Below are 20,983 nucleotides of genomic sequence, written 5' to 3' on the forward strand. Positions count from 1 at the left end.
TGCAATGGTGCAGAAATTATTTTTATCGGCGTCGCGGATTAGCCCGTAGCACCACCGGAAACATTGACCCAATAGCGGCTGTAGCGGGTGACACGCAACGACAAACCACTCTCCAGCGCTGCCAGCGCCACGTCTGTGTCGTCAATCGGAAAAGAACCGGAAACCTTCAGGTCGGCGATGCTCGAATCGCAGCGCAGAACACCCCTGCGATAGCGCGAAAGATCGGCCAGCAACTCGGCCAAGGGGCGGTTGATCGCGATAATGCTGCCCTGGCGCCACGCCCCGACCGAGGCATCGCTCGATTGCATTGCACCCAACCCGGCAGGACCGAAGGCCATGCGTTGACCAGCCTCCAGCCGTGCCTTCGATGGTGACACGCTCACCTCTACGGCCTTTTCCAGCACCGCCACTTCGCTGCCGCGTCCTTGGGAGCGGACGATAAACCGCGTGCCCAACGCCCGGACCTCGCCATCTCGAGTGACAACCTTGAACGGCCGCTGCGCAGGGTCGACGGCGGTCGAAACGAGAATTTCCCCTGCCAGCAACTCCAGCACCCGCTGCCGGCCATCGAAACGCAAGTTGACCGACGTCTGGGTGTTGAGCAGCAGCGAGCTGCCATCGGCCAGGCGAAATTCCCGACGCTCGCCGACGGCCGTGCGGTAGTCGGCGAAAAGGTCCCGGGTTACCTCACTGCGCCAGCCCAACCACCCGAGGGAGCCCGCCGACGCCAGCACCAGTACGCTGCGCAGCACCTGGCGACGGGACCGATCGGCTCCGCGCAAGGCCGGCGCAGCCAGTGCGCCCGGAACCCGAGCCATCTGCTCACCGACCTCGGTCATGCGCTGCCAGGCCTGGTGATGCCCAGGATCAGCCGCCAGCCAGGCGCGCCAGGCCACCTGATCGGCATCCGTTGCAACACCGGAGTGAAGCCGCGCATACCACTGCGCGGCGCTGCTGATCGCTTTCAGTTCGGCGGGCGACAGGCTCATGCGAGCTGCAACTGGATTTGCATCAGACAGCAATGCTCCATGGCCTTGGCCATGTGGTTGTTTACCGTACGCACGCTGACGCCCAGGCGCTCGGCGATTTGTGGGTAGGTCAGGCCATCGAACTGCGAGAGGATGAAACTCTGCTTGATCTTCGGCCCCAGTCCTTGCAGCAACCGATCAATCTCCATCAGTGCTTGCAGCAAAATCGCCTGTTCCTCCAGCGATGGCTGTTGCCGTTCGGGAGTGGCGGCCAACGCTTCAAGATAGGATTGCTCCAGCGAGCGGCGGCGAAACAGATCAATCAACAACCCCTTGGCGATCATCGACAGATAAGGCCGCGGCTCGCGGATCTCCAGTGCGCTGCGTGCCTTGATCACCCGGACAAAGGTGTCCTGCGCCAGGTCCGCGGCATCGAACGCGTTCCCCAGACGCTTGCGCAGCCAGCCATGGAGCCAACCGTGATGGTCGCAATACAGGTCATTGACGGCGCTGCGCAGGGATAAATCGTTGGCGGACATGAGAGTGGAATAATTCGCGAGTGATAATGACTCGCATTGTCATATTTGTACGAGCTGATTGGCAATAGCCATGGGGGGCAATCCAGAATGTCCAAGTGAGCAGAAGGACATTCCGGAATTTGCCGATCTGGGGGATAACCGTTGAATCGTGACTGTCTTATCGCTTGAAAACGACAATCAAACCTCGGCATCAAGCAGCTCGAACTTCACTTGATCCGGGTAGAACGCCACGTACTCTCGAATCTGTTCGACAGATATCTTGGGGTTTTCGTAACTCCACACCGCGTTGGCGCTTTCATGCCCCGGCACCTGCAGGCTGAAATAGCTGGCATCGCCCTTGTAGGGGCAATAGCTGGTGTGGTCGGTGCGGGCGAAATACTTCTCGTCGATGTCCTCTCGCGGCACGTAGTACACCGGCGGGTAGTTGGCCTCCAGCAACACCAGGGCCCGCGCCGAGGCGGCCACTTGAATGCCGTGAAATTTTACCAACAGACAGCCAGGCTGCTCGGCGATGGTGATGACAGGGCTAGGACCGGAGCTTTTCATGGAAAACGTTCCTCATGACGGTAATGGACCTGCAAATCGATGTGGCAGCGTGGCTTGCCCGCGATGGGCTGCGCAGCAGCCCCAAAACCTGAAACCACGATTTATCAGGTATAACCCAAGTTTTACCCTCGCGACTGCTTCGCAGCCGAACGGGAGCGACACACAAACCTGTACATCCATACAGATAAAGATTGCTCCATCATTCATCAAGCGCCATTCTGTGCATCTCTGGCACATTGATCGACGATGGTGGTTATGCGGCTGTACCTCTGTGAAAAACCTTCCCAGGCCAAAGACATTGCAGCAGTCCTCGGCGCCCGGCGCCGGGGCGATGGCTGTTGGCTGGGAACGGACGTCACGGTGACCTGGTGCATCGGCCACTTGCTGGAAACCGCACCGCCGGATGCCTACGACGCGCGCTACAAGCGCTGGGTGCTGGCCGACCTGCCGATCATTCCCGAAAAATGGAAAATGACCGTCAAGCCGCGCACCGCCAGCCAGTACAAGGCGGTCAAGCGCCTGCTCGGTGAAGCGTCCGAACTGATCATTGCCACGGACGCCGACCGCGAGGGCGAGATGATCGCCCGGGAACTGGTGGAGCATTGCCGCTATCGCGGGCCGATCCGCCGGCTCTGGTTGTCGGCGCTGGACGATGCGTCCATCCGCAAGGCCCTCGCGGCCCTCAAACCGGGGAACGAGACCTTCAGCCTCTATCACTCGGCCCTGGGGCGTTCCCGGGCCGACTGGCTGATCGGCATGAACATGAGTCGGCTGTTCACCCTGCTGGGGCGCCAGTCTGGCTATCAAGGCGTGTTGCCGGTCGGCCGGGTGCAAACGCCGACCTTGCGCCTGGTGGTGGATCGCGATCGCAGCATCGCCGACTTTGTGCCCGTCCCCTATTGGGCCATCGACGTGCAACTGCTGCACAACGGCACCGCGTTCACGGCGCAATGGCGCGCGGCATCCGAGCTTTGCGACGACCAGGACCGCTGTCTGAATCAGGCATTGGCGCAACAAGCTGCGGCCGCCATGAGCGGCGCGGCCAGTGCGCGGGTGATCAAACTGCGCACCGAACGGATGCGCGAAGTGGCCCCACTGCCGTTCGACCTGGGTACCCTGCAGGAGGTCTGCTCAAAGAAACTCGGCCTCGGCGCCCAGGAAACCCTCGACATTGCCCAGGCGCTGTACGAGACCCACAAAGTCATTACCTATCCGCGCAGTGATTGCGGCTACTTGCCCCTGAGTCAGCACAGCGAGGCAACGGCCATTCTGGCGGCGTTGCGCCAGGCCGATCCGGCGTTGAACGCCTTGCACGATCACCTTGATCCGCAGCGGCGCTCACGGGCCTGGAACGATGCCAAGGTCAGCGCGCACCACGGCATCATCCCCACGGCTGCGGCGAAGAACCTCGAACGTCTGGCGGGCAAACAGCGTGCGGTCTACACCCTGATCCGCGCCCGATACCTGGCGCAGTTCCTGCCCAATCACGAATACGACCGCACCCAGGCCGATTTCGACTGCGCCGGCGAGGCCTTGCGCGCTGTCGGAAAGCAGATCATCGAGCCGGGCTGGAAACGCGCCCTGCCCGAAGCACTGGCTCCGGCCAAGGGGCGCGAAGCCCCGGCACCGCAGACTCTGCCCAACCTGGCCGAAGGCATCGACTGCGCAGTGGCCGGCGTGCAATTCAAGGACCTCTGGACGCAACCGCCAAAGCCGTTTACGGAAGGCGACCTGATCAAGGCCATGAAGAATGTCGCCAAACTGGTGCAAGACCCGCTGCTCAAGCAAAAGCTCAAGGACACCACCGGCATCGGCACCGAAGCGACGCGTGCGTCGATCATTCAGGGCCTGCTCGACCGTGGTTATCTGGTCAAGAACGGCAAGGCCCTGGCCGCCACGCCGGCCGCGTTCAGCCTGATCGACGCCGTACCCCGGGCCATCGCCGATCCGGGCACCACGGCGATCTGGGAGCAGGCCCTGGACATGGTGCAAAGCGGGGAAATGAGCCTGGAGGAGTTCGTCACCAAACAGGCGGCGTGGATGAGCAAGCAGGTCAGTCGCTGTGCCGGCCTGAGCCTGACCATCAGCGGTCCACCGCCCGGCGGGCGCGCCGCAACTCCATGGAAGAAAAAGCGCAAGAGCGCCCCGCGCAAACCATCGAGTGGCACCAGGCGCGGGGCAAAGCCGGCAAGCAAAACCTGAACCCGACACCGAACCTTGCGGCCAACCATAATCAAGGGTGTACCTGCCCCGGCGTAACTGGAGCCAACCCGTATGCCTTCGATAGAACTGCACGCCGCCCAACGCGATGAACTGGAAACCATCGAGAACCTGATGCAGTTCTATACCTACGACTTCAGCGAATGGTTACCGCTGAAACTCGGCGAATACGGTTTCTTCAACATCCTGCCCATGCCCGACTACTGGCGAAACCCGGCCACCCGCCCCTTCCTGATCAAGGTCGACGGTGAACTGGCCGGCTTCGTGACCGTGGATAACCAGGTCCATCTATCCGGTGCCGACTACAACATCGGCTATCTGTTTGTCAGTCGACGCTTTCGTGGCCGGGGTGTCGCGCGATTTGTCGTTTCCACCCTCTTGAGTCGGTTCCCCGGTCAATGGCAGATTTTCCACATCGAGGCGAATCAGCCGGCACGCCTGTTCTGGGCCGCCGTGATGCCGGGGCTCAACGTTGCCGGGCTCACCTTGCATCAGCAGGTGGTTGACCGCTATCCCTGCACTTTTTACCGCTTTGAGTGTCCGCCTTTGTCGTCCTGACCGACACACCTTCGACTCCACCCGCTAATTCCCAACAGCTTTGTCCGACAATATGTAGTGACTAAAAATATTCACTACAAAACCGTTGACGCCTCCGATTTGCCCTTGCATGATGCAGACGTCTCCCCGATCGGGAGTACAGGCAACACGTTTGAGCAAGCTCGTCTGACCGCCGAGCTGTTTTTCCCGGATACACGCTGCCCACAAGGCAGATTGAAGAAGCTGACCTGGCCTGAACGTCCAGTACAAGGGCGAGAAGTCTTGGCGAGCAATCCTCATGAAGCTTGTGGCCGACCCTGAAAATGTCGGCAGTGGCCTTAAGGTTTTCGCCGCTTCTCTTCGTTGTGACGCTATTGCGTAGCAGTTATTCAACACGACTACATGCAACAGACGCAGGACCCCGCCCGATAAGGCGGTCGAACGCTGACGTCCTGGTTTCGGTGCCAGGGATCAACTAACCGATGGGCTACCTGTATTAGCGAATCAACTTTGAAAGATCACCAATTGGTCAAGGGGCTTTATGATGAATCTGAACAATCAACCAACTATCGATGAACTGGCTCGTATCTTCGCTGCAAAGAAAGACAGCCACGACAACCATATTCTCTGGATCAGCAAGTGTGGCCAGGTTCATATCGACTGCCTGTCGCCGCACGCCCATGAAGCAGAGTTCGACCAGAACAACCAGAACCTGCTCGCCCGACTGAAGATGTACCGTCGCGGCCAGGGCTATGTCGGCAAGAAGGCCGCGGCCGACAAGGACTTCATCGGTAATGTTCTGCAAACCCTGAAACAGGCCTGGGCCTCGATGCAGAACCAGAACGAAGTTCGGGTGATTGACCGGTTCTACTGATTAAGATGAGTCATTACTGACTTATTGATAAACAAGGCCTGCTCCCGATAAGGAGCAGGCTTTTTTATGTTGGAATAAAAATAAACTGTGGGAGCGGGCTTGCAGCGGTCACAAGTTCCGCCATCTCAGCGTTTGACGCCCAGATCGAACTGGGTCATGCGACTACGAATGGTAAACACTCCATCACCCGAGAGAATCGCACTGCGAGCAAACAGGCGCCCGCTCTCCCAGTTCGAAAGCCCCAGTTCCGGCTTGTTCAACGCGTACTGGCCGTCGACCCAACGGGTGATGCCGTTGCCGACAAAAGGCGCGTTGACCGCGTTGTAGAAACGCTCCTGAGCCTCGGCACTTTCACTGATCAATGACACGGTGAATTGCGGGCTGTAGCGATTGAACAAGGTAATGGCATCGTCCAGGTTGTCGACGATCTTCAAGCTGATTTCCGGGGTTTCTTCCCACTCCCATTCACGGCCCAATTGATCTTCCGGCAACGGCTCGGCCTGCGCCTCGCTCTGATAGCCTTCGGCACGGTATACCTGGACCGTTGCAGCCAGCCAGTCTTGCGGCAGGTGCGACTCGCTGCCTTCAACGATATGCAGCTTGCAGCCCTGGCCCCGTGCGGTGCCGGCCTGCTTGAGTGCGTCGAGGAACAGCGGCACCAGTTCAGCGGCGCGGTCGCGGTGAATCAGGCAGACGTTCAGGGTGTTGCAGACCTTGCGGTCCAGGGAGTTGCGCACCACGGCGGCAAAGCGCGGGGCGTCGGCATCGGTGTTGGCGATCAACCAGGCGCCACCGGTGCCGTGCAGGCTGACCGCCGTGCCAGCCTGCTGCGCGATGCTCCCCAACTGGCTGACGGCGCGACCCGAACCACGGGCCACTGCCAATGACAGGCGCCGGTCAGCGAACATCGCCCAACCGGCGGCGTGGTTGACACTTTCCACCAGCGACACGGCACCGGCCGGCAAACCGGCGTCGCTCAGCGCAGGGTTCAGTGCATGGGTGACGATCGCCTGGGCGGTGCCCAACGCATCACTGCCAATGCGCAGCACGGCGGTGTTGCCGGTGCGCAACACACCGGCCGCGTCGGCAAACACATTCGGCCGGCCTTCGAAGACGAACGCGACGATGCCCAGCGGCGAGACCACTTGCTCGACTTTCCAGCCATCGTGTTTGACGCAACTGATCACCTTGCCACGACTGGCCGGTGCATCGCGCCAGGCGCGCAGGCCGGCGATCATGTCGCGACGCATACGCTCATCGGCCAGCAACCGGGTGGTCGAGCGACCGCGCGCCTTGGCCCGCTCGATGTCGGCCAGGTTGGCAGCTTCGATCAAGGCCCAGCACTGCGCGGTTTCCAGGCGTTGGGCAAACAGGTCGAAGAAGGCGCTGATGGCTTGATCGGACACTGCCGACAGCGCGGTGAATGCCGCCTGGGCGCGCTCGATCGCGACGTTGGCCGCTTGCTGGTCCGCCACGGGGATCAGCAGCAACTCGCCGCTGACCTGCTCCACCAGCAGGTGGTCACCGGGCTGGAAGCGTTGCGCCAGTTCGGGGCTGACGACAGTGACACGATTACTGGCGAAAGGGATTGGCGTGCCAGCGACTAGACGTTCGAGCGCAAGAGACATGAAGCGGTTTCACCATGCAGGGGGCGGCCAGAAAATGTATAGCAATTTCCCTGTGGGAGCGAGCCTGCTCGCTCCCACAGGGGGTAAGCGATGGCCGTTTACGTATCTCAGTGTATACAGCCCCACCCCAGACACACCCCGCACTCAAAACCCCGCCACAACGACACACCGCAGATACACCCCATTGATGAAATACGCCTGTCGATTGGCCAAGCCGATCAAAGCGCTCAACTCTCGGGGGTATGCCGTTGCCCCGCCGCCCTGACCTGAAAGAGAACTACGCCCATGAACACCTCCGTTTCTTCGGCCGTCAAAGGCCTGCACCTGAACCTCGACCGTGCCGGCGACTGGGTTGCCCCCCTCGCGCTGCGGGTGTTTCTCGCCTGGGAATTCTTCGAGTCCGGCCTGGAAAAATTCAACGGCCAGAACTGGTTCGCCGATATCCAGGAGCGCTTCCCGTTTCCGTTCGACCACCTTCCAGCGACGCTGAACTGGGAACTGTCGATGTGGGCCGAACTGATCTTCGCCCTGACCTTGCTGGTGGGCCTGGGCACACGTTTTTCGGCGCTGAGCCTGATGGTGGTGACCCTCGTCGCAACCGCCGCCGTCCATTGGCCCGCCGACTGGCACACTCTCAGTGAACTTGCCCAAGGCTATGCCATCAGCAACAAGGGTTACGGCAACTTCAAGCTGCCTTTGATCTATCTTGTGGCCCTCACGCCGCTGTTGCTGTCGGGTGGCGGTAAGCTCGGCATCGATGCGCTGCTGGCGCGTTGCTTCTGGCGACGCTGAAACGACAGCTGCAACGCCGACAAACAAAAAGGGGACTTCCATGAAGTCCCCTGTTTTTTTCCCCGGAACTAACCCATCACCTCTTCCAGCCCGGTCTGTTCGGTCAGTTTCGGATGCGCGCTGCGCTCATGCACATGGGATTGCGGCGTGCGGTCAATCAGCAGGCTCAGCAGTTCCGGGCGGCTGTAGTGGCCACGGGAATCCATCATGCGCTTGCGCTTGTCGATCAGGCCCATGTCGAGGTCGGCGATCACCTCGCCCTCACCTTCATGCAACGAACCCAGCACCGAGCCATCCGGGCTGATGATCGCGGTGTAGCAACCGCCGGAGATCGGACCGATGGCGCAACCGGTGTCGGCCATGATCTGCGCCTGTTGCTCGGGGTACAGCCACGCCGTGGAGTTGACCACAAAGCACGCGGCCTCCAGAGCATGCTGACGAATGCTGACTTCCATTTGCGAGGCGAACAGCGGACCTGCAAACGACCCCGGGTACATGGCCGCATGGATCTGTTCGCCATCGGCCATCAAGGCATAACGGGCCAGCGGGTTGAAATGCTCCCAGCAGGCCAGTTGCCCGATGCGCCCTACCGCGCTGTCGACGGCCCGCAGGCCTGAGCCGTCGCCCATGCCCCAGATCATGCGCTCGTGGTAGGTCGGGGAAATCTTGCGGCGACGCTGGATCAGCGAGCCGTCGGCATCGAACAGCAACTGCGTGTTGTACAACGTGCCGCCATCGCGCTCGTTGACGCCGATGGACACGACAATCCCCGCTTGCCTGGCCGCAGCGCCGATGGCATCGGTGGCATGCGAAGGCACGGTGACTGCCTGGTCCAGCAGCTTGAGGTGTTCGGCGGCCATTTCGAATGGCGACTGCACGTAGGAAAAGTACGGGTAGTACGGCACCACGGTTTCCGGGAATACGGCGAATTGCACACCCTGCTCGCCGAGTTCGAGAATCTTCTGCACCACTTTGTCGACGGTGCCTTCTCGGCTGTAAAGAACAGGGCTGATTTGTACGGCGGCGGCTTTGACGAGGGTCATGGCGGTGATCTCATTGAGGAAAAGGTTTCAACGAGATAAATATTACGCAAATAATATTAAGACCTGAATGTCGTATACACCACCTTTCAGGACATCACGATTCAGCCCCGACTGGCACGCTGAATCACCTGCGGCGGCTGCCCGAACGCACGAATAAAAGCGCGGCGCATCCGCTCCCGGTCACCAAAGCCGGTGTCCGTCGCTACCGCATCGATAGAGTGCCGTCCGGTTTCCATCATCAACCGGGCCGACTCCACCCTCAGGTTTTCGATGGCCTTGGCCGGAGACTGGCCGGTTTCGGCATGAAACACCCGGCTGAATTGCCGAGGGCTGAGATTGGCAGCACTGGCCAGCTCCTCGACCGACAGCGCGGACTTGAGATTCTGCCTGGCGTAATTCAGCGCGGCCTGTATGCGATCGGTCTTGGGGGCCAGCTCCAGCATCACCGAAAACTGCGACTGCCCGCCGGAACGCCGGTGATACACCACCAATTGCCGCGCTACCTTGCGTGCAACGTCGACGCCCAGATCGCTCTCCACCAGGGCCAGCGCCAGATCGACGCATGCGCTCATGCCGGCAGCCGTCCAGACGTTGCCGTCGTTGATGAAGATCCGGTCTTCCTCGACCTTCACGTTCGGGTACGCCTTGCGAAACGCCGACACATGCGCCCAGTGGGTGGTCGCCCGCCGACCATCAAGCAAACCGGCCTGGGCCAAGGCAATCGCCCCCGTGCAAATCGAACCCAGACGCCGGGTGCCGTGGCTGGCGCGGCGCAGAAACTCCAACATGCCCGGCGTGGTCGGGCGGATCAGATTGTCGCCCAGGACCAGCAGCGTATCGAACGCGCGCTGGTCGAACGCTTCGGTCTGCACTGCAAAACCGGCGGACGTTTGCACCAGGCCACCCGGCTCGGACAGCAATGCAATGCGGTACAACGGCTCGTCGCCGGCGCTATTGGCCAACTCGAAGGCGGCACACATGGCCAGGCCCAGAACCTGGAAGCCGGGGTAAACAATGAGTCCGATCTGGTGCATGGCGATATGACCCTAAACGTGGCATGCCTGATGTTCAGGCCAGAAGACTTGTACTCTAACCCGAACAGCAGGCGCCGGACATCAGGGTGGAGCACCTCGCGCATCGGCCGATAGCGACGGATAATCAGGTGGTTTGCATCTCACCGAGGAATTGCAGGATGTCACTGACTCTTTATTTCCATCCGCTCTCGTCGTTCTGCCACAAAGCGCTGATCGCTCTCTATGAACTGGGAATCGAGTTTGAAAAAAGGGTCATAGACCTGGGTAACGAGGCTGACCGGGCCGAGCTTCAAGCGCTGTGGCCGATCGGCAAGTTTCCGGTGCTGCGCGATCACGCCCGGCAAAAGGATGTGCCGGAGTCGAGTGTGATCATTGAGTACCTGGACCGGCTTCATCCCGGCCAGGTGCATCTGGTTCCGGACGACTGGGAAACCGCGCTGGAGGTGCGTCTGTGGGATCGTTTTTTCGACCTGCACATCCAGGTGCCGATGCAGAAGATCGTCGCTGACAGAATCAATGCCGCAAACGGCGACCTGACCCGCGAACGCGCCGCGCTAATGACGGCGTACGGCATGCTTGAACGTCAGCTGGCGGCAAGAACCTGGGTCGCCAGCCCCGCGTTCAGCATGGCCGACTGTGCCGCCGCCCCGGCACTGTTCTACGCCAGCACCCTCGTACCCTTTCCCGGCGATCATCGCCACTTGAGTGCTTATTTCGACAGGTTGACCCAAAGGTCCTCGGTCAAGCGGGTCATCGACGAGGCAAGGCCGTATTTTTCCTGGTACCCGTTTGCCGAGGCCATCCCGGAGCGCTTTCGGTAGTAGCGCCAGCGCGACCGGGGAACGGGAGGCAAAAACCAACGAATCGACGAGTCGACGAATAATAACCGTCGGTCGAGTGTTATCTGATTATGCAGGAATAAAAAAATGGCAGGGGCGGCTGGATTCGAACCAACGCATGGCAGGATCAAAACCTGCTGCCTTACCGCTTGGCGACGCCCCTGTATCTGTTGCGATGAGTGCCTGGCACTCGCTTTCTTGAGTGGCAACAAGACCTGTTGCCTGCTCTCGCGGCTGGTTCCCTGAGGGCCGCTGCAAGAGTGGGCGCAAATTTACCAACTTTTTCCTCGTCTGGGAAGCCCAAACAAAAAAAATTGTTCATTAAAACAGGCGCTTAGTGTTGAGCCGGATCTCGGGGATTTATCGGCGCACATTCAGCCCGAACAGCTCTGCTACGCTTTTCTTTACTCGAATTGAATCGGGAATCGTTTATGCAACACCCTTCCCTTGCCATTTGAGGGCGCCAAAAGTGAAAGGCAAATTAATGGGGGCCGCTGCAACCCTTCTGGTACTCGGGACCGCGGTTTATGGGTTGAACACCTGGGAACACATCCAGAACCAGCGACAGGAAGCGGTCTGCAAGGCCGCTCGGGAGCACCTGAATGACCTGGAAACCCAAGCGCGAGCCTTGGCCTCCGGGTTGACGGTCGAAGCCTATGCCGAAGCCGAAAAAGCCGAGGCCGGCCAGTTGGTCCTGGCGCTCGATACCGCCAGGAATGAAGCCGAGGTCGATGCCGTCATCGACAAGCACGCCGCTGCCATCGAGGCGCAGATAACGGCCGAGGAGGCTGAGGTCCAGTCCCGAGGCGAACAACCCTTCCTCGGTCAGGAACTGAAAAGGCAACGCATCCCGACCGACGTCAAACAGGAATTCAAACGTGCTGAAAAGGCCGTCGCCGATACCTGTAAATAGTGTCGACCGCCAGCTCCAGGTTTATCGTCAGCGTCTGGACTTCAGCAAAAGAGGTTTCAGGCTGGAACAGGTGAGCGCGCCGTTGCGGCGCACTCACCGGTCACTCAGTGCGGTGCGCGCGGGATGGTCTTGAGCAGGTCTTCGGGGCTGATGTGTCCCACCACGCTGCCCGGTTGCGGCAGGTTGAGGATGTGGCCTTTCATCTTGCCGATGATGTGCATTTCACAAGGCTTGCAGTCGAACTTCAACGTCAGTACTTCATCGCCGTGTATCAGCTGCATCGGTGCAACCTTGGTGCGCACGCCAGTCACGCCCTTGGCCTGTTTCGGGCACAGGTTGAAGGAGAAACGCAGGCAGTGCTTGGTGATCATCACCGGCACCTCGCCGGTTTCCTCGTGGGCCTCGTAGGCCGCGTCGATCAGCTTGACGCCGTGGCGGTGATAGAAGTCGCGGGCCTTCTGGTTGTAGACGTTGGCCAGGAAGGACAGGTGCGACTCCGGGTACACCGGCGGCGGCGTGGTCTCGGCCTTACGGCTGCCACGCGGGTGGGCGACGATCCGCGCTTCGGTCAAGGCGTCGATCACTTCACGGCGCAGGGCCTTGAGCTGCGAGTTGGGGATGAAGTACGCCTGCGGCGCGTCCAGCTTGATGTCGATGGCGTGGTACTGCGTGGTACCCAGTTGGCCGAGCAGATCCTGCAATTGCTCCAGCGCCTGTTCCGGTTTGTTGGCGGCGCCGAACGGGCCGGCCAGGGTGACGCTGGCGCTGATGCCCTCTTCGCTGGTAGCGGTCAGTTCCAACTGCTCTTCACGCAGGCGAGCGACCCAATTCAGGGCAATGCGACGCTCGGCGGAGGTCTTTTGCAGCGCCTGTTGCCAGTTGTGATCAAGGTTGCGATTCAGCGGATGATTGGGGCGCAGCTTGTACATCCCCTCCGGCATCTCGTTGGGCTCGACGCGATAGCGATAACGCTTCTCGCCGTCCTCCTCGAATTCGCCTTTGGGTTCGGCGATGTTGGCGCGGAAACCCACCACTTCCCGCTTGACCAGCACATTGAGGCCGTCGCCGTTGGACAGCGGCTCGTGCGTCACGACCTGCATGTCACGCTTGGCGACTTTTTCGACCACACCCACCGGCAGACCGGTGAAGGTCGGCGAATCAAAGGCGCCAATGTCGATCTTGCGGTCAGTGACGAAGTAATCGGTGCTGCCACGGTGGAAGGTTTTTTCCGGGTCGGGCAGGAAGAAGTGCGCGGTGCGGCCGCTGGAGGCACGGGCCAGGTCCGGACGGTCTTCGAGCACGGCGTCGAGGCGCTGACGATAGTAGGCAGTGATGTTTTTCACATAGCCCATGTCCTTGTAGCGGCCTTCAATCTTGAACGAGCGCACGCCGGCCTCGACCAGGGCGCGGATGTTGGCGCTCTGGTTGTTGTCCTTCATCGACAGCAGGTGCTTTTCGTAGGCGATCACCCCACCTTTTTCGTCCTTGAGGGTGTACGGCAGACGGCAGGCCTGGGAGCAGTCGCCACGGTTGGCGCTGCGCCCGGTTTGCGCGTGGGAAATGTTGCACTGGCCGGAAAACGCCACGCACAACGCACCATGGATAAAGAACTCGATGGCTGCGTCGGTTTCGTCGGCGATGGCGCGGATCTCCTGGAGATTCAGCTCACGGGCCAGCACCAGTTGCGAGAAACCGGCCTGATCGAGGAACTTCGCCCGCTCCAGGGTGCGGATGTCAGTCTGGGTACTGGCGTGCAGCTCGATCGGCGGAATGTCCAGCTCCATCACCCCCAGGTCCTGGACGATCAGTGCATCGACGCCGGCGTCGTACAACTGATGGATCAGCTTGCGGGCCGGTTCCAGTTCGTTGTCGTGCAGGATGGTATTGATGGTGGTGAACACCCGGGCGTGGTAGCGACGGGCGAACTCCACCAATTGGGCGATATCACTCACTTCGTTGCAGGCATTGTGGCGGGCGCCGAAGCTCGGGCCACCGATGTAGATGGCATCGGCGCCATGCAGGATGGCCTCGCGGGCGATGGCGACATCGCGGGCAGGGCTGAGCAATTCCAGGTGATGTTTGGGCAAAGACATAGTTTTTTTAGTCAGGCTTGTCACGGTCGAGGCGTGCATTGTAGCGGCGAAACGCCTGAGCGGCACCCGTGCGCTGCCAGGTGGTGCTTCGAGCAGGCCTCAATCCCTGTAGGAGCGAGCTTGCTCGCGATGGACGTTAACGATGACGCGGGCATTCTGTATGCACGCGTCGCCCTTATGTTCATCGCGAGCAAGCTCGCTCCTACAATCAGGCCTTGGCCGCCATCGCGGTCACTTCCACGCGCATGCCTTCAACCGCCAACGAGGCAACCCCGACAGCAGCGCGCACTGGCCATGGTTTGGCGAAGTAGCGCTTGTAGACCTCGTTGAACGCGGCGCGGTCGGCCATGTCGGTGAGGTAGATGGTCAGGTGCATCACGCGGTCCATGGAACTGCCGGCTCGCTCCAGCGCGACCTTCAGCGCTTGCAGGGTGCACTCGCTTTGCAGGGTGATGTCGCCCAGTTCCAGGCTGCCGTCGGCGCGGGTGGGGATCTGGGTGGAGACCAGCACACCGCCGAAACCGACAACGTCGGAGGAAATCGAATCCGCATCAGGATCAGGGGTGAAGGTCAGGTCGTGGTTTGCCATGAGGACTCTCTTGCTTGAGGTGGTGAGGCAGGCGCCTTTTGCGCGGCCAGTTTACAGGGCCATTGGCGGCGCGTCGCTAATCCAGACCGGACGGCTGCTGATGACCGGTGGCCTGCCGGTACTGGCGCGGGGTGAAACCGGTCAATGCCTTGAACTGCCGGGTGAACGCACTGTGGTCGGTATAGCCGCATTGCAGGGCGACCTCGGTGATCGGCATATCGGTGTGGAGCAGTCGATGCGCGTGTTCCAGGCGAACCTTCTGGATCATCTGCCGTGGCGTCAGGTGAAACACGCGCTTGCAGTAGCGTTCCAGTTGCGCCACGGAAATACCGGCGATGCGCGTCAACTCGCCCAGGGTGACGCGACGGTTGAAATGCGCGCGAATGTGCTCGTCCACTGCCGCCAGGCGCTGGTACGCCGGGTGCGTGTCACTGGCCGATTGCAGGTCGACCGAAATGCCCGCCAGACCGATGATTTCATTGCGGTGGTTATACAACGGTCGTTTATGGGTCAGGCACCAGCCGGGTTCCCGGCTGCCGTACAGATGCAACTCCAACTGGTCTTCCAGCACCAGCCCCTGCTCCAGCACCCGCCGGTCCTGCTCGGTGTAACCAGGCCCCAGTTGCTCCGGGAACACCTCGGCGCTGGTTTTCCCCAGCAGCGGTTTTAGCTGCTTCAAACCACAGCGCTGCACCAGCGTGCGGTTGGCCATGACATAGCGCGCCTGGACATCCTTGATGAAGATCGCCGCATTCGGAATGACATCCAGCATGGGCAGCAGAAGCGCAACGCCCGCCAGCAGTTGCTCGATGGATTCGGGGCGATTCGAGTCGTCGCCCTGGCACAACAGCGCAAACGCACCCTGAGTCATCTACCCGTCTCTCCCAATGATCGGTATCTGCCCATTGTGCTGATTTCGTCATCGACACCCAAGGAAAACATCAATCGCGGGCACGCCGCCAAGTTCACTCTATGGCCACCGCCCTCCTCGGCAAAACCGACCCGGGCGTCTTGAAGTGCACACCTGCCTATCCAATAACTCACAAGAAGGCGATGCCATGTCAGGCCAAGGCAAGTTCAAAAAACAACTTTCGTTGATAGACCTTACGTTTATCGGACTGGGGGCCATCTTCGGTTCCGGCTGGTTGTTCGCAGCCAGTCACGTGTCCGCCATCGCGGGGCCGGCGGGGATCTTTTCCTGGCTGCTGGGCGGTTTTGCGGTGCTGCTGCTGGGCATCGTCTACTGTGAACTCGGCGCAGCGCTGCCCCGTGCCGGCGGTGTGGTTCGCTACCCGGTTTACTCCCACGGCCCGTTGCTGGGTTACCTGATGGGCTTCATCACGCTGATCGCGTTTTCCAGCCTGGTGGCCATCGAGGTGGTCGCCGCGCGCCAGTATGCCGCTGCGTGGTTTCCCGCATTGACCCAGGCCGGTTCCAGCAATCCAACGGCGATTGGCTGGCTGGTTCAGTTCGGCCTGCTGTGCCTGTTCTTCATGCTCAACTACTACAGCGTGAAAACGTTCGCCAAGGCCAACAACTTGATCAGCATGTTCAAGTTCATCGTGCCGCTGCTGGTGATCGGCGTGCTGTTCACCTTCTTCAAACCAGAGAACTTCCAGTCCCAGGGCTTCATGCCGTTCGGGCTGTCAGGTGTCGAGATGGCTGTGTCCGCCGGCGGCATTATCTTCGCCTACCTGGGGCTGACACCGATCATCTCGGTAGCCAGCGAAGTGAAGAATCCACAACGCACCATCCCGATTGCACTGATCCTCTCCGTACTGCTGTCCACCGCCATCTACGTATTGTTGCAAGTGGCGTTCCTCGGCGGCGTGCCCACCGAAATGCTCGCCAACGGTTGGGCCGGCGTGGCCAAGGAACTGGCCCTGCCCTACCGCGACATCGCCCTGGCATTGGGTGTGGGCTGGTTGGCTTATCTGGTGGTGGCCGACGCGGTGATCTCTCCCAGCGGTTGCGGCAACATCTACATGAACGCGACACCGCGAGTGATCTACGGCTGGGCGCAGACCGGCACCTTCTTCAAGGTCTTCACCCGCATTGACGAAAAGTCCGGCATCCCGCGTCCGGCGCTATGGCTGACCTTCGCCCTGTCGGTGTTCTGGACCCTGCCCTTCCCCTCCTGGGAAGCGCTGATCAATGTGGTCTCCGCCGCGCTGGTGTTGAGCTACGCCGTGGCCCCGGTGTCGGTGGCTGCCCTGCGCCGCAATGCGCCGGACATGCCGCGGCCGTTCAAGGTCAAGCGCATGGGCGTCCTGGGCCCGGTGTCATTCATCATCGCCGCGCTGATCGTCTACTGGTCCGGCTGGAGCACCGTGTCCTGGTTGCTCGGCCTGCAAATCCTGATGTTCGTGGTGTACCTGCTGTGCGGACGTTTCGTGCCGACCCAACACCTGAGCCTGGCCCAACAAGTGCGCTCTTCGGCATGGCTGATCGGCTTCTACGCCGTGACTATCGTGCTGTCCTGGCTCGGCAGCTTCGGCGGCATGGGCGTACTCACCCATCCCTTCGACACAGTGGTCGTGGCGGCCTGCGCGATGGGCATCTACTACTGGGGCGCGGCCACCGGCGTGCCGGCGCATCTGGTTCGCCTGGAAGACGAGGACGGTGAAAGCCAAGCCGATCCTGTTCACACCGGCACGACCGCAGGCCAGCGTCCGATCGGTGTATCCGCCCAGACCTCTCGCTGAAATTCAGGCCAGCAAAGCCTGCGTGTTCCTCAAATGGAAAGGTTTATGAAAAAAGTACATGTCATTGATTCCCACACCGGCGGCGAGCCGACTCGCCTGGTGATGTCGGGCCTGCCCCAGTTGCCCGGCCGGACCATGGCCGAGAAGCGCGATGCCCTGCGCGAGCAACATGACCAATGGCGTCGCGCCTGCCTGCTGGAGCCCCGTGGCAACGATGTGCTGGTGGGGGCGCTGTATTGCGAACCGGTGTCGCCGGATGCCACTTGCGGCGTGATCTTCTTCAACAACGCCGGCTACCTCGGCATGTGCGGTCACGGCACCATCGGCCTGGTCAACTCGCTGCATTACCTGGGGCATATCCAGCCCGGCGAGCACAAGATCGATACGCCGGTCGGCCCGGTCAGCGCCACGCTGCATGAGGACGGCAACGTCACCCTGCGCAACGTGCCCGCCTACCGCTACCGCCAACAGGTGCCGGTCGAAGTACCAGGACATGGCCGCGTGTACGGCGACATCGCCTGGGGCGGCAACTGGTTTTTCCTGGTGTCCGACCACGACCAGTCCTTGCAGATGGACAACGTCGAGTTCCTCACCGAGTACACCTGGGCAATGCTCAAGGCCCTCGAGGCCCAGGGCATCCACGGTGAAGACGGCGCGCTGATCGACCACATCGAACTGTTTGCCGACGACGATCACGCCGACAGCCGCAACTTCGTCATGTGCCCGGGCAAGGCCTACGACCGCTCGCCCTGCGGGACCGGTACCAGCGCAAAACTGGCGTGCCTGGCGGCTGACGGAAAACTGGCCGCCGGTGAACGCTGGGTCCAGGCCAGCATCACCGCCAGCCAATTTGTCGGCAGCTACGAATGGGAAGGCGAACACATCATCCCTTTCATCACCGGCCGCGCCTACATGACCGCCGACAGCACCTTGCTGATCGACGAACAGGATCCCTTTGCGTGGGGCATTTGAGCCCCACGCCTTTTCCCTGACCAAATCTGAATGAACGCCTCAAGGAGTGACAACAAAATGAGCGACAACATTTTCACTGGCTGCATCCCTGCACTGATGACCCCATGCACCGCCGAGCGCAAGCCGGACTTCGACGCGCTGGTGGCCAAGGGTCGCGAGCTGATCGACATTGGCATGAGCGCAGTGGTGTATTGCGGTTCCATGGGCGACTGGCCGCTGCTGACCGAAGCCGAGCGTCAGGAAGGCGTGGCGCGCCTGGTGGCCGCCGGTGTTCCGACCATCGTCGGCACCGGTGCCGTCAACAGCCGCGAAGCGGTGTCCCATGCGGCACACGCGGCCAAAGTCGGTGCCCATGGCTTGATGGTCATCCCTCGCGTGCTGTCTCGCGGCGCTTCGGCCACCGCGCAAAAAGCCCACTTCGCCGCGATCCTCAAAGCTGCTCCAGGCCTGCCGGCGGTGATCTACAACAGCCCTTACTATGGCTTCGCCACCCGCGCCGACCTGTTCTTCGAACTGCGCCGCGAGTACCCGAACCTGATCGGCTTCAAGGAGTTCGGCGGTGCCGCCGACCTGCGCTACGCCGCCGAACACATCACCTCCAAGGACGATGACGTGACCCTGATGGTCGGTGTCGACACCCAGGTGGTCCATGGCTTCGTCAACTGCAACGCCACCGGCGCCATCACCGGCATCGGCAACGCGCTGCCACGCGAAGTGTTGCGCCTGGTGGCCTTGAGCAAACAAGCGGCCAAGGGCGATGCCAAGGCGCGTCGTCAGGCGCGGGAACTGGAATCGGCACTGGCGGTGCTGTCGTCCTTCGATGAGGGTTGCGACCTGGTGCTCTACTACAAGCACCTGATGGTGCTCAATGGCGACAAGGAATACACCCTGCACTTCAACGAGACCGATGCGCTCAGCGATGCCCAGCGTCGTTATGCCGAGAACCAGTACGCGCTGTTCCGCCAGTGGTACGAGCAGTGGTCGGCCGAGCAGGACTTCGCCTGATATTCAGCCTGTACAGCGGCGTGCCAAGGTGCGCCGCCTTTATTTTCGCCCACGGCGGTACGGCGTTTTTTTCGCAACGCCCCCCTCTTTGTTTCAGGAAAGACCATGACTCTGACAGGCAACATGTTGATCGGCCAGCAGGCCATCGCCGGCAACCGCGAAGCGATCCGCGGCATCGATCCCACCACGGATCTACCTCTTGAACCGGCCTATCACGGTGGCAGCAGCGAACACGTCGAACAAGCCTGCGCCCTGGCGTGGAATGCCCTGGACAGCTATCGCGCGACATCCCTGGACGCCCGCGCCGAACTCCTCGAAACCATCGCCAGCGAAATCGAAGCCCTGGGCGATGAATTGATCGACCGCGCCGTGGCCGAGACCGGCCTGCCACGCCCGCGCATCCAGGGTGAACGGGGCCGCACTTGCCAGCAGTTGCGAACCTTTGCCCGCACCGTGCGTGCCGGTGAGTGGCTGGATGTACGGGTCGACAACGCGCTGCCGGAGCGTCAGCCCCTGCCCCGCCCGGACCTGCGTCAGCGTCAGGTGCCGCTCGGCCCGGTGGCGGTGTTCGGCGCCAGCAACTTTCCCCTGGCCTTCTCCGTCGCCGGCGGTGACACCGCGTCGGCGCTGGCCGCCGGTTGCCCGGTAATCGTCAAGGCCCATGGCGCGCACCCCGGCACCAGCGAGCTGGTGGGCCGAGCCCTGGCCCGTGCGGTCAAACTGTGCGGGCTGCACGAAGGCGTGTTTTCGCTGTTGTTCGGCTCCGGCCGCGAAGTAGGCATCGCTCTGGTCACCGATCCGCGCATCAAGGCCGTGGGCTTCACCGGCTCGCGCAGCGGTGGCATCGCCTTGTGCAGCGCGGCCCAGGCGCGTCCCGAGCCGATCCCGGTGTATGCGGAAATGAGCTCGATCAACCCGGTCTTGCTGTTCCCGGCAGCCCTGAAATCGCGAGCCGAAGCACTGGCGCAAGGCTTCGTCGCGTCCCTCACCCAAGGCGCCGGCCAGTTCTGCACCAACCCAGGTCTGGTGATTGCCCGCCAGGGCCCGGACCTTGAGCGTTTCATCCAGTCGGCCGCGCAACTGCTACAGCGCAGCCCGGCGCAGACCATGCTCACCCCCGGCATTTTCAAGGCCTACGAGGCCGGTATCGGTGCGCTGGCCGAGCATGCCCACACGAAAACAGTGGCCGTCGGCCTGAAGGGCGAAACCCCGAACCAGTGCCAGGCCCACCTGTTCGTCACCCGGGCCAATGAGTTTCTCGCCGACCCGGCGTTGCAGGCAGAAATGTTCGGCGCCGCCTCGCTGATCGTGCAATGCGCCAACGACGAGCAAATCCGCCAGGTCATCGAACACCTGGAAGGCCAGTTGACCGCCACCCTGCACCTGGACGATGCCGACGTGGAGAGCGCCAGGGCGTTGCTGCCGATCCTCGAGCGCAAGGCCGGACGCCTGTTGGTCAATGGCTGGCCGACCGGGGTCGAGGTGTGCGATGCCATGGTCCATGGCGGCCCGTTCCCGGCGACTTCCGATGCGCGCAGCACTTCGGTCGGCACCGCCGCCATCCTGCGGTTCCTGCGCCCGGTCTGCTATCAGGACTTCCCCGACGCCTTGTTGCCGGCAGCGCTCAAGCACGGCAACCCATTGCAGTTGCGTCGCCTGCTCGACGGCCAGAGAGAAGCCTAGGCC

At 61.5% G+C, this 20,983-nt stretch carries 19 protein-coding genes and 1 tRNA gene; 10 read left to right on the plus strand and 10 right to left on the minus strand.

Features of this window, described 5'->3' with window-relative positions:
- Positions 1 to 38 precede the first annotated feature (38 nt).
- From AC1RP7_RS01655 to AC1RP7_RS01665, 3 genes are all read right to left on the minus strand, one after another.
- Positions 39 to 989 carry a FecR domain-containing protein gene (locus AC1RP7_RS01655; protein ID WP_493182302.1) on the minus strand — a complete coding sequence of 317 codons (951 nt, stop codon included), beginning with the start codon at positions 987 to 989 and terminating at the stop codon, positions 39 to 41.
- Positions 986 to 1,507 carry a sigma-70 family RNA polymerase sigma factor gene (locus AC1RP7_RS01660; protein ID WP_057715235.1) on the minus strand — a complete coding sequence of 174 codons (522 nt, stop codon included), beginning with the start codon at positions 1,505 to 1,507 and terminating at the stop codon, positions 986 to 988. Before AC1RP7_RS01660 ends, AC1RP7_RS01655 begins: the two co-directional genes overlap by 4 nt.
- A 177-nt stretch (positions 1,508 to 1,684) precedes the next feature.
- Positions 1,685 to 2,053, minus strand: coding sequence for a DUF427 domain-containing protein (locus AC1RP7_RS01665; RefSeq protein WP_090454941.1), 369 nt, complete (start codon positions 2,051 to 2,053; stop codon positions 1,685 to 1,687).
- A 255-nt stretch (positions 2,054 to 2,308) separates the two neighbouring features.
- Here AC1RP7_RS01665 and AC1RP7_RS01670 point away from each other — a divergent pair, with 255 nt between their 5' ends.
- The 3 genes from AC1RP7_RS01670 (at position 2,309) to AC1RP7_RS01680 (ending at position 5,684) form a co-directional block, all read left to right on the plus strand.
- The gene (locus tag AC1RP7_RS01670; RefSeq protein ID WP_057716625.1) at positions 2,309 to 4,255 is read left to right on the plus strand and encodes a DNA topoisomerase III; all 1,947 of its coding nucleotides are present in this window, start codon (positions 2,309 to 2,311) and stop codon (positions 4,253 to 4,255) included.
- A 72-nt stretch (positions 4,256 to 4,327) separates the two neighbouring features.
- On the plus strand, positions 4,328 to 4,831 hold the full coding sequence (locus tag AC1RP7_RS01675; RefSeq protein ID WP_218498278.1) for a GNAT family N-acetyltransferase: 504 nt from the start codon (positions 4,328 to 4,330) through the stop codon (positions 4,829 to 4,831).
- A 523-nt stretch (positions 4,832 to 5,354) separates the two neighbouring features.
- Positions 5,355 to 5,684 (plus strand): hypothetical protein, encoded by a 330-nt coding sequence (locus tag AC1RP7_RS01680; protein WP_032829393.1) that lies wholly within the window; start codon positions 5,355 to 5,357, stop codon positions 5,682 to 5,684.
- Positions 5,685 to 5,809: 125 nt separating this feature from the next.
- Here the strand turns inward: AC1RP7_RS01680 and AC1RP7_RS01685 are convergent, their stop codons facing one another.
- Entirely contained in the window at positions 5,810 to 7,312 is a 1,503-nt protein-coding gene (locus AC1RP7_RS01685) for an aldehyde dehydrogenase family protein (protein ID WP_493182304.1), read from the minus strand.
- A 285-nt stretch (positions 7,313 to 7,597) separates the two neighbouring features.
- Between AC1RP7_RS01685 and AC1RP7_RS01690 the strand changes: the two genes are divergently transcribed.
- Positions 7,598 to 8,104: an HvfX family Cu-binding RiPP maturation protein gene (locus tag AC1RP7_RS01690; RefSeq protein WP_218498280.1), complete on the plus strand. Its 507-nt coding sequence runs from the start codon at positions 7,598 to 7,600 to the stop codon at positions 8,102 to 8,104.
- Positions 8,105 to 8,172: 68 nt separating this feature from the next.
- Here the strand turns inward: AC1RP7_RS01690 and AC1RP7_RS01695 are convergent, their stop codons facing one another.
- Entirely contained in the window at positions 8,173 to 9,147 is a 975-nt protein-coding gene (locus AC1RP7_RS01695) for a nitrilase-related carbon-nitrogen hydrolase (RefSeq protein WP_493182305.1), read from the minus strand.
- 101 nt (positions 9,148 to 9,248) lie between these two features.
- Positions 9,249 to 10,181: a GlxA family transcriptional regulator gene (locus AC1RP7_RS01700; RefSeq protein ID WP_223502108.1), complete on the minus strand. Its 933-nt coding sequence runs from the start codon at positions 10,179 to 10,181 to the stop codon at positions 9,249 to 9,251.
- 158 nt (positions 10,182 to 10,339) lie between these two features.
- On the opposite strand from AC1RP7_RS01700, the gene AC1RP7_RS01705 reads away from it, so the two are divergent.
- On the plus strand, positions 10,340 to 11,002 hold the full coding sequence (locus AC1RP7_RS01705) for a glutathione S-transferase family protein (protein ID WP_218498282.1): 663 nt from the start codon (positions 10,340 to 10,342) through the stop codon (positions 11,000 to 11,002).
- A gap of 106 nt (positions 11,003 to 11,108) precedes the next feature.
- Here AC1RP7_RS01705 and AC1RP7_RS01710 read toward each other — a convergent pair.
- Positions 11,109 to 11,183, minus strand: a tRNA-Gln gene (locus AC1RP7_RS01710).
- Between the two features lie 321 nt (positions 11,184 to 11,504).
- Between AC1RP7_RS01710 and AC1RP7_RS01715 the strand changes: the two genes are divergently transcribed.
- Positions 11,505 to 11,933: a hypothetical protein gene (locus AC1RP7_RS01715; RefSeq protein WP_057715243.1), complete on the plus strand. Its 429-nt coding sequence runs from the start codon at positions 11,505 to 11,507 to the stop codon at positions 11,931 to 11,933.
- 104 nt (positions 11,934 to 12,037) lie between these two features.
- Here AC1RP7_RS01715 and AC1RP7_RS01720 read toward each other — a convergent pair whose 3' ends face one another.
- The 3 genes from AC1RP7_RS01720 to AC1RP7_RS01730 all read right to left on the minus strand — a co-directional run bounded on the left by AC1RP7_RS01720 (position 12,038) and on the right by AC1RP7_RS01730 (position 15,486).
- Positions 12,038 to 14,026, minus strand: a complete 1,989-nt coding sequence (locus tag AC1RP7_RS01720) for a peptidase U32 family protein (RefSeq protein ID WP_493182306.1) — start codon at positions 14,024 to 14,026, stop codon at positions 12,038 to 12,040.
- Positions 14,027 to 14,234: 208 nt separating this feature from the next.
- Entirely contained in the window at positions 14,235 to 14,615 is a 381-nt protein-coding gene (locus tag AC1RP7_RS01725; RefSeq protein ID WP_008021538.1) for a RidA family protein, read from the minus strand.
- 76 nt (positions 14,616 to 14,691) lie between these two features.
- Positions 14,692 to 15,486 carry a PAS domain-containing protein gene (locus tag AC1RP7_RS01730; protein WP_493182308.1) on the minus strand — a complete coding sequence of 265 codons (795 nt, stop codon included), beginning with the start codon at positions 15,484 to 15,486 and terminating at the stop codon, positions 14,692 to 14,694.
- A gap of 187 nt (positions 15,487 to 15,673) precedes the next feature.
- Here AC1RP7_RS01730 and AC1RP7_RS01735 point away from each other — a divergent pair, with 187 nt between their 5' ends.
- From AC1RP7_RS01735 to AC1RP7_RS01750, 4 genes are all read left to right on the plus strand, one after another.
- Positions 15,674 to 17,320 carry an APC family permease gene (locus AC1RP7_RS01735; protein WP_057715246.1) on the plus strand — a complete coding sequence of 549 codons (1,647 nt, stop codon included), beginning with the start codon at positions 15,674 to 15,676 and terminating at the stop codon, positions 17,318 to 17,320.
- 45 nt (positions 17,321 to 17,365) lie between these two features.
- Positions 17,366 to 18,292, plus strand: a complete 927-nt coding sequence (locus AC1RP7_RS01740) for a 4-hydroxyproline epimerase (RefSeq protein WP_492625532.1) — start codon at positions 17,366 to 17,368, stop codon at positions 18,290 to 18,292.
- A gap of 57 nt (positions 18,293 to 18,349) precedes the next feature.
- Entirely contained in the window at positions 18,350 to 19,297 is a 948-nt protein-coding gene (locus tag AC1RP7_RS01745; RefSeq protein WP_340317648.1) for a dihydrodipicolinate synthase family protein, read from the plus strand.
- Between the two features lie 105 nt (positions 19,298 to 19,402).
- Complete coding sequence (locus AC1RP7_RS01750; protein ID WP_493182311.1) at positions 19,403 to 20,980, plus strand: aldehyde dehydrogenase (NADP(+)); 1,578 nt, start codon at positions 19,403 to 19,405, stop codon at positions 20,978 to 20,980.
- Positions 20,981 to 20,983 lie beyond the last annotated feature (3 nt).

It is taken from the genome of Pseudomonas sp. GW822-FHT01E03 (genome assembly GCF_058802985.1).

Bases quoted from the DNA above. Each gene is read 5' to 3' on its own strand.
- AC1RP7_RS01695 (WP_493182305.1), bottom strand. From the start codon at position 9,147: ATGACCCTCGTCAAAGCCGCCGCCGTACAAATCAGCCCTGTTCTTTAC.
- AC1RP7_RS01685 (WP_493182304.1), bottom strand. From the start codon at position 7,312: ATGTCTCTTGCGCTCGAACGTCTAGTCGCTGGCACGCCAATCCCTTTC.
- AC1RP7_RS01665 (WP_090454941.1), bottom strand. From the start codon at position 2,053: ATGAAAAGCTCCGGTCCTAGCCCTGTCATCACCATCGCCGAGCAGCCT.
- AC1RP7_RS01735 (WP_057715246.1), top strand. From the start codon at position 15,674: ATGTCAGGCCAAGGCAAGTTCAAAAAACAACTTTCGTTGATAGACCTT.
- AC1RP7_RS01680 (WP_032829393.1), top strand. From the start codon at position 5,355: ATGAATCTGAACAATCAACCAACTATCGATGAACTGGCTCGTATCTTC.
- AC1RP7_RS01675 (WP_218498278.1), top strand. From the start codon at position 4,328: ATGCCTTCGATAGAACTGCACGCCGCCCAACGCGATGAACTGGAAACC.
- AC1RP7_RS01700 (WP_223502108.1), bottom strand. From the start codon at position 10,181: ATGCACCAGATCGGACTCATTGTTTACCCCGGCTTCCAGGTTCTGGGC.
- AC1RP7_RS01705 (WP_218498282.1), top strand. From the start codon at position 10,340: ATGTCACTGACTCTTTATTTCCATCCGCTCTCGTCGTTCTGCCACAAA.
- AC1RP7_RS01745 (WP_340317648.1), top strand. From the start codon at position 18,350: ATGAGCGACAACATTTTCACTGGCTGCATCCCTGCACTGATGACCCCA.
- AC1RP7_RS01725 (WP_008021538.1), bottom strand. From the start codon at position 14,615: ATGGCAAACCACGACCTGACCTTCACCCCTGATCCTGATGCGGATTCG.
- AC1RP7_RS01750 (WP_493182311.1), top strand. From the start codon at position 19,403: ATGACTCTGACAGGCAACATGTTGATCGGCCAGCAGGCCATCGCCGGC.
- AC1RP7_RS01740 (WP_492625532.1), top strand. From the start codon at position 17,366: ATGAAAAAAGTACATGTCATTGATTCCCACACCGGCGGCGAGCCGACT.
- AC1RP7_RS01715 (WP_057715243.1), top strand. From the start codon at position 11,505: ATGGGGGCCGCTGCAACCCTTCTGGTACTCGGGACCGCGGTTTATGGG.
- AC1RP7_RS01655 (WP_493182302.1), bottom strand. From the start codon at position 989: ATGAGCCTGTCGCCCGCCGAACTGAAAGCGATCAGCAGCGCCGCGCAG.
- AC1RP7_RS01660 (WP_057715235.1), bottom strand. From the start codon at position 1,507: ATGTCCGCCAACGATTTATCCCTGCGCAGCGCCGTCAATGACCTGTAT.
- AC1RP7_RS01670 (WP_057716625.1), top strand. From the start codon at position 2,309: ATGCGGCTGTACCTCTGTGAAAAACCTTCCCAGGCCAAAGACATTGCA.
- AC1RP7_RS01720 (WP_493182306.1), bottom strand. From the start codon at position 14,026: ATGTCTTTGCCCAAACATCACCTGGAATTGCTCAGCCCTGCCCGCGAT.
- AC1RP7_RS01730 (WP_493182308.1), bottom strand. From the start codon at position 15,486: ATGACTCAGGGTGCGTTTGCGCTGTTGTGCCAGGGCGACGACTCGAAT.
- AC1RP7_RS01690 (WP_218498280.1), top strand. From the start codon at position 7,598: ATGAACACCTCCGTTTCTTCGGCCGTCAAAGGCCTGCACCTGAACCTC.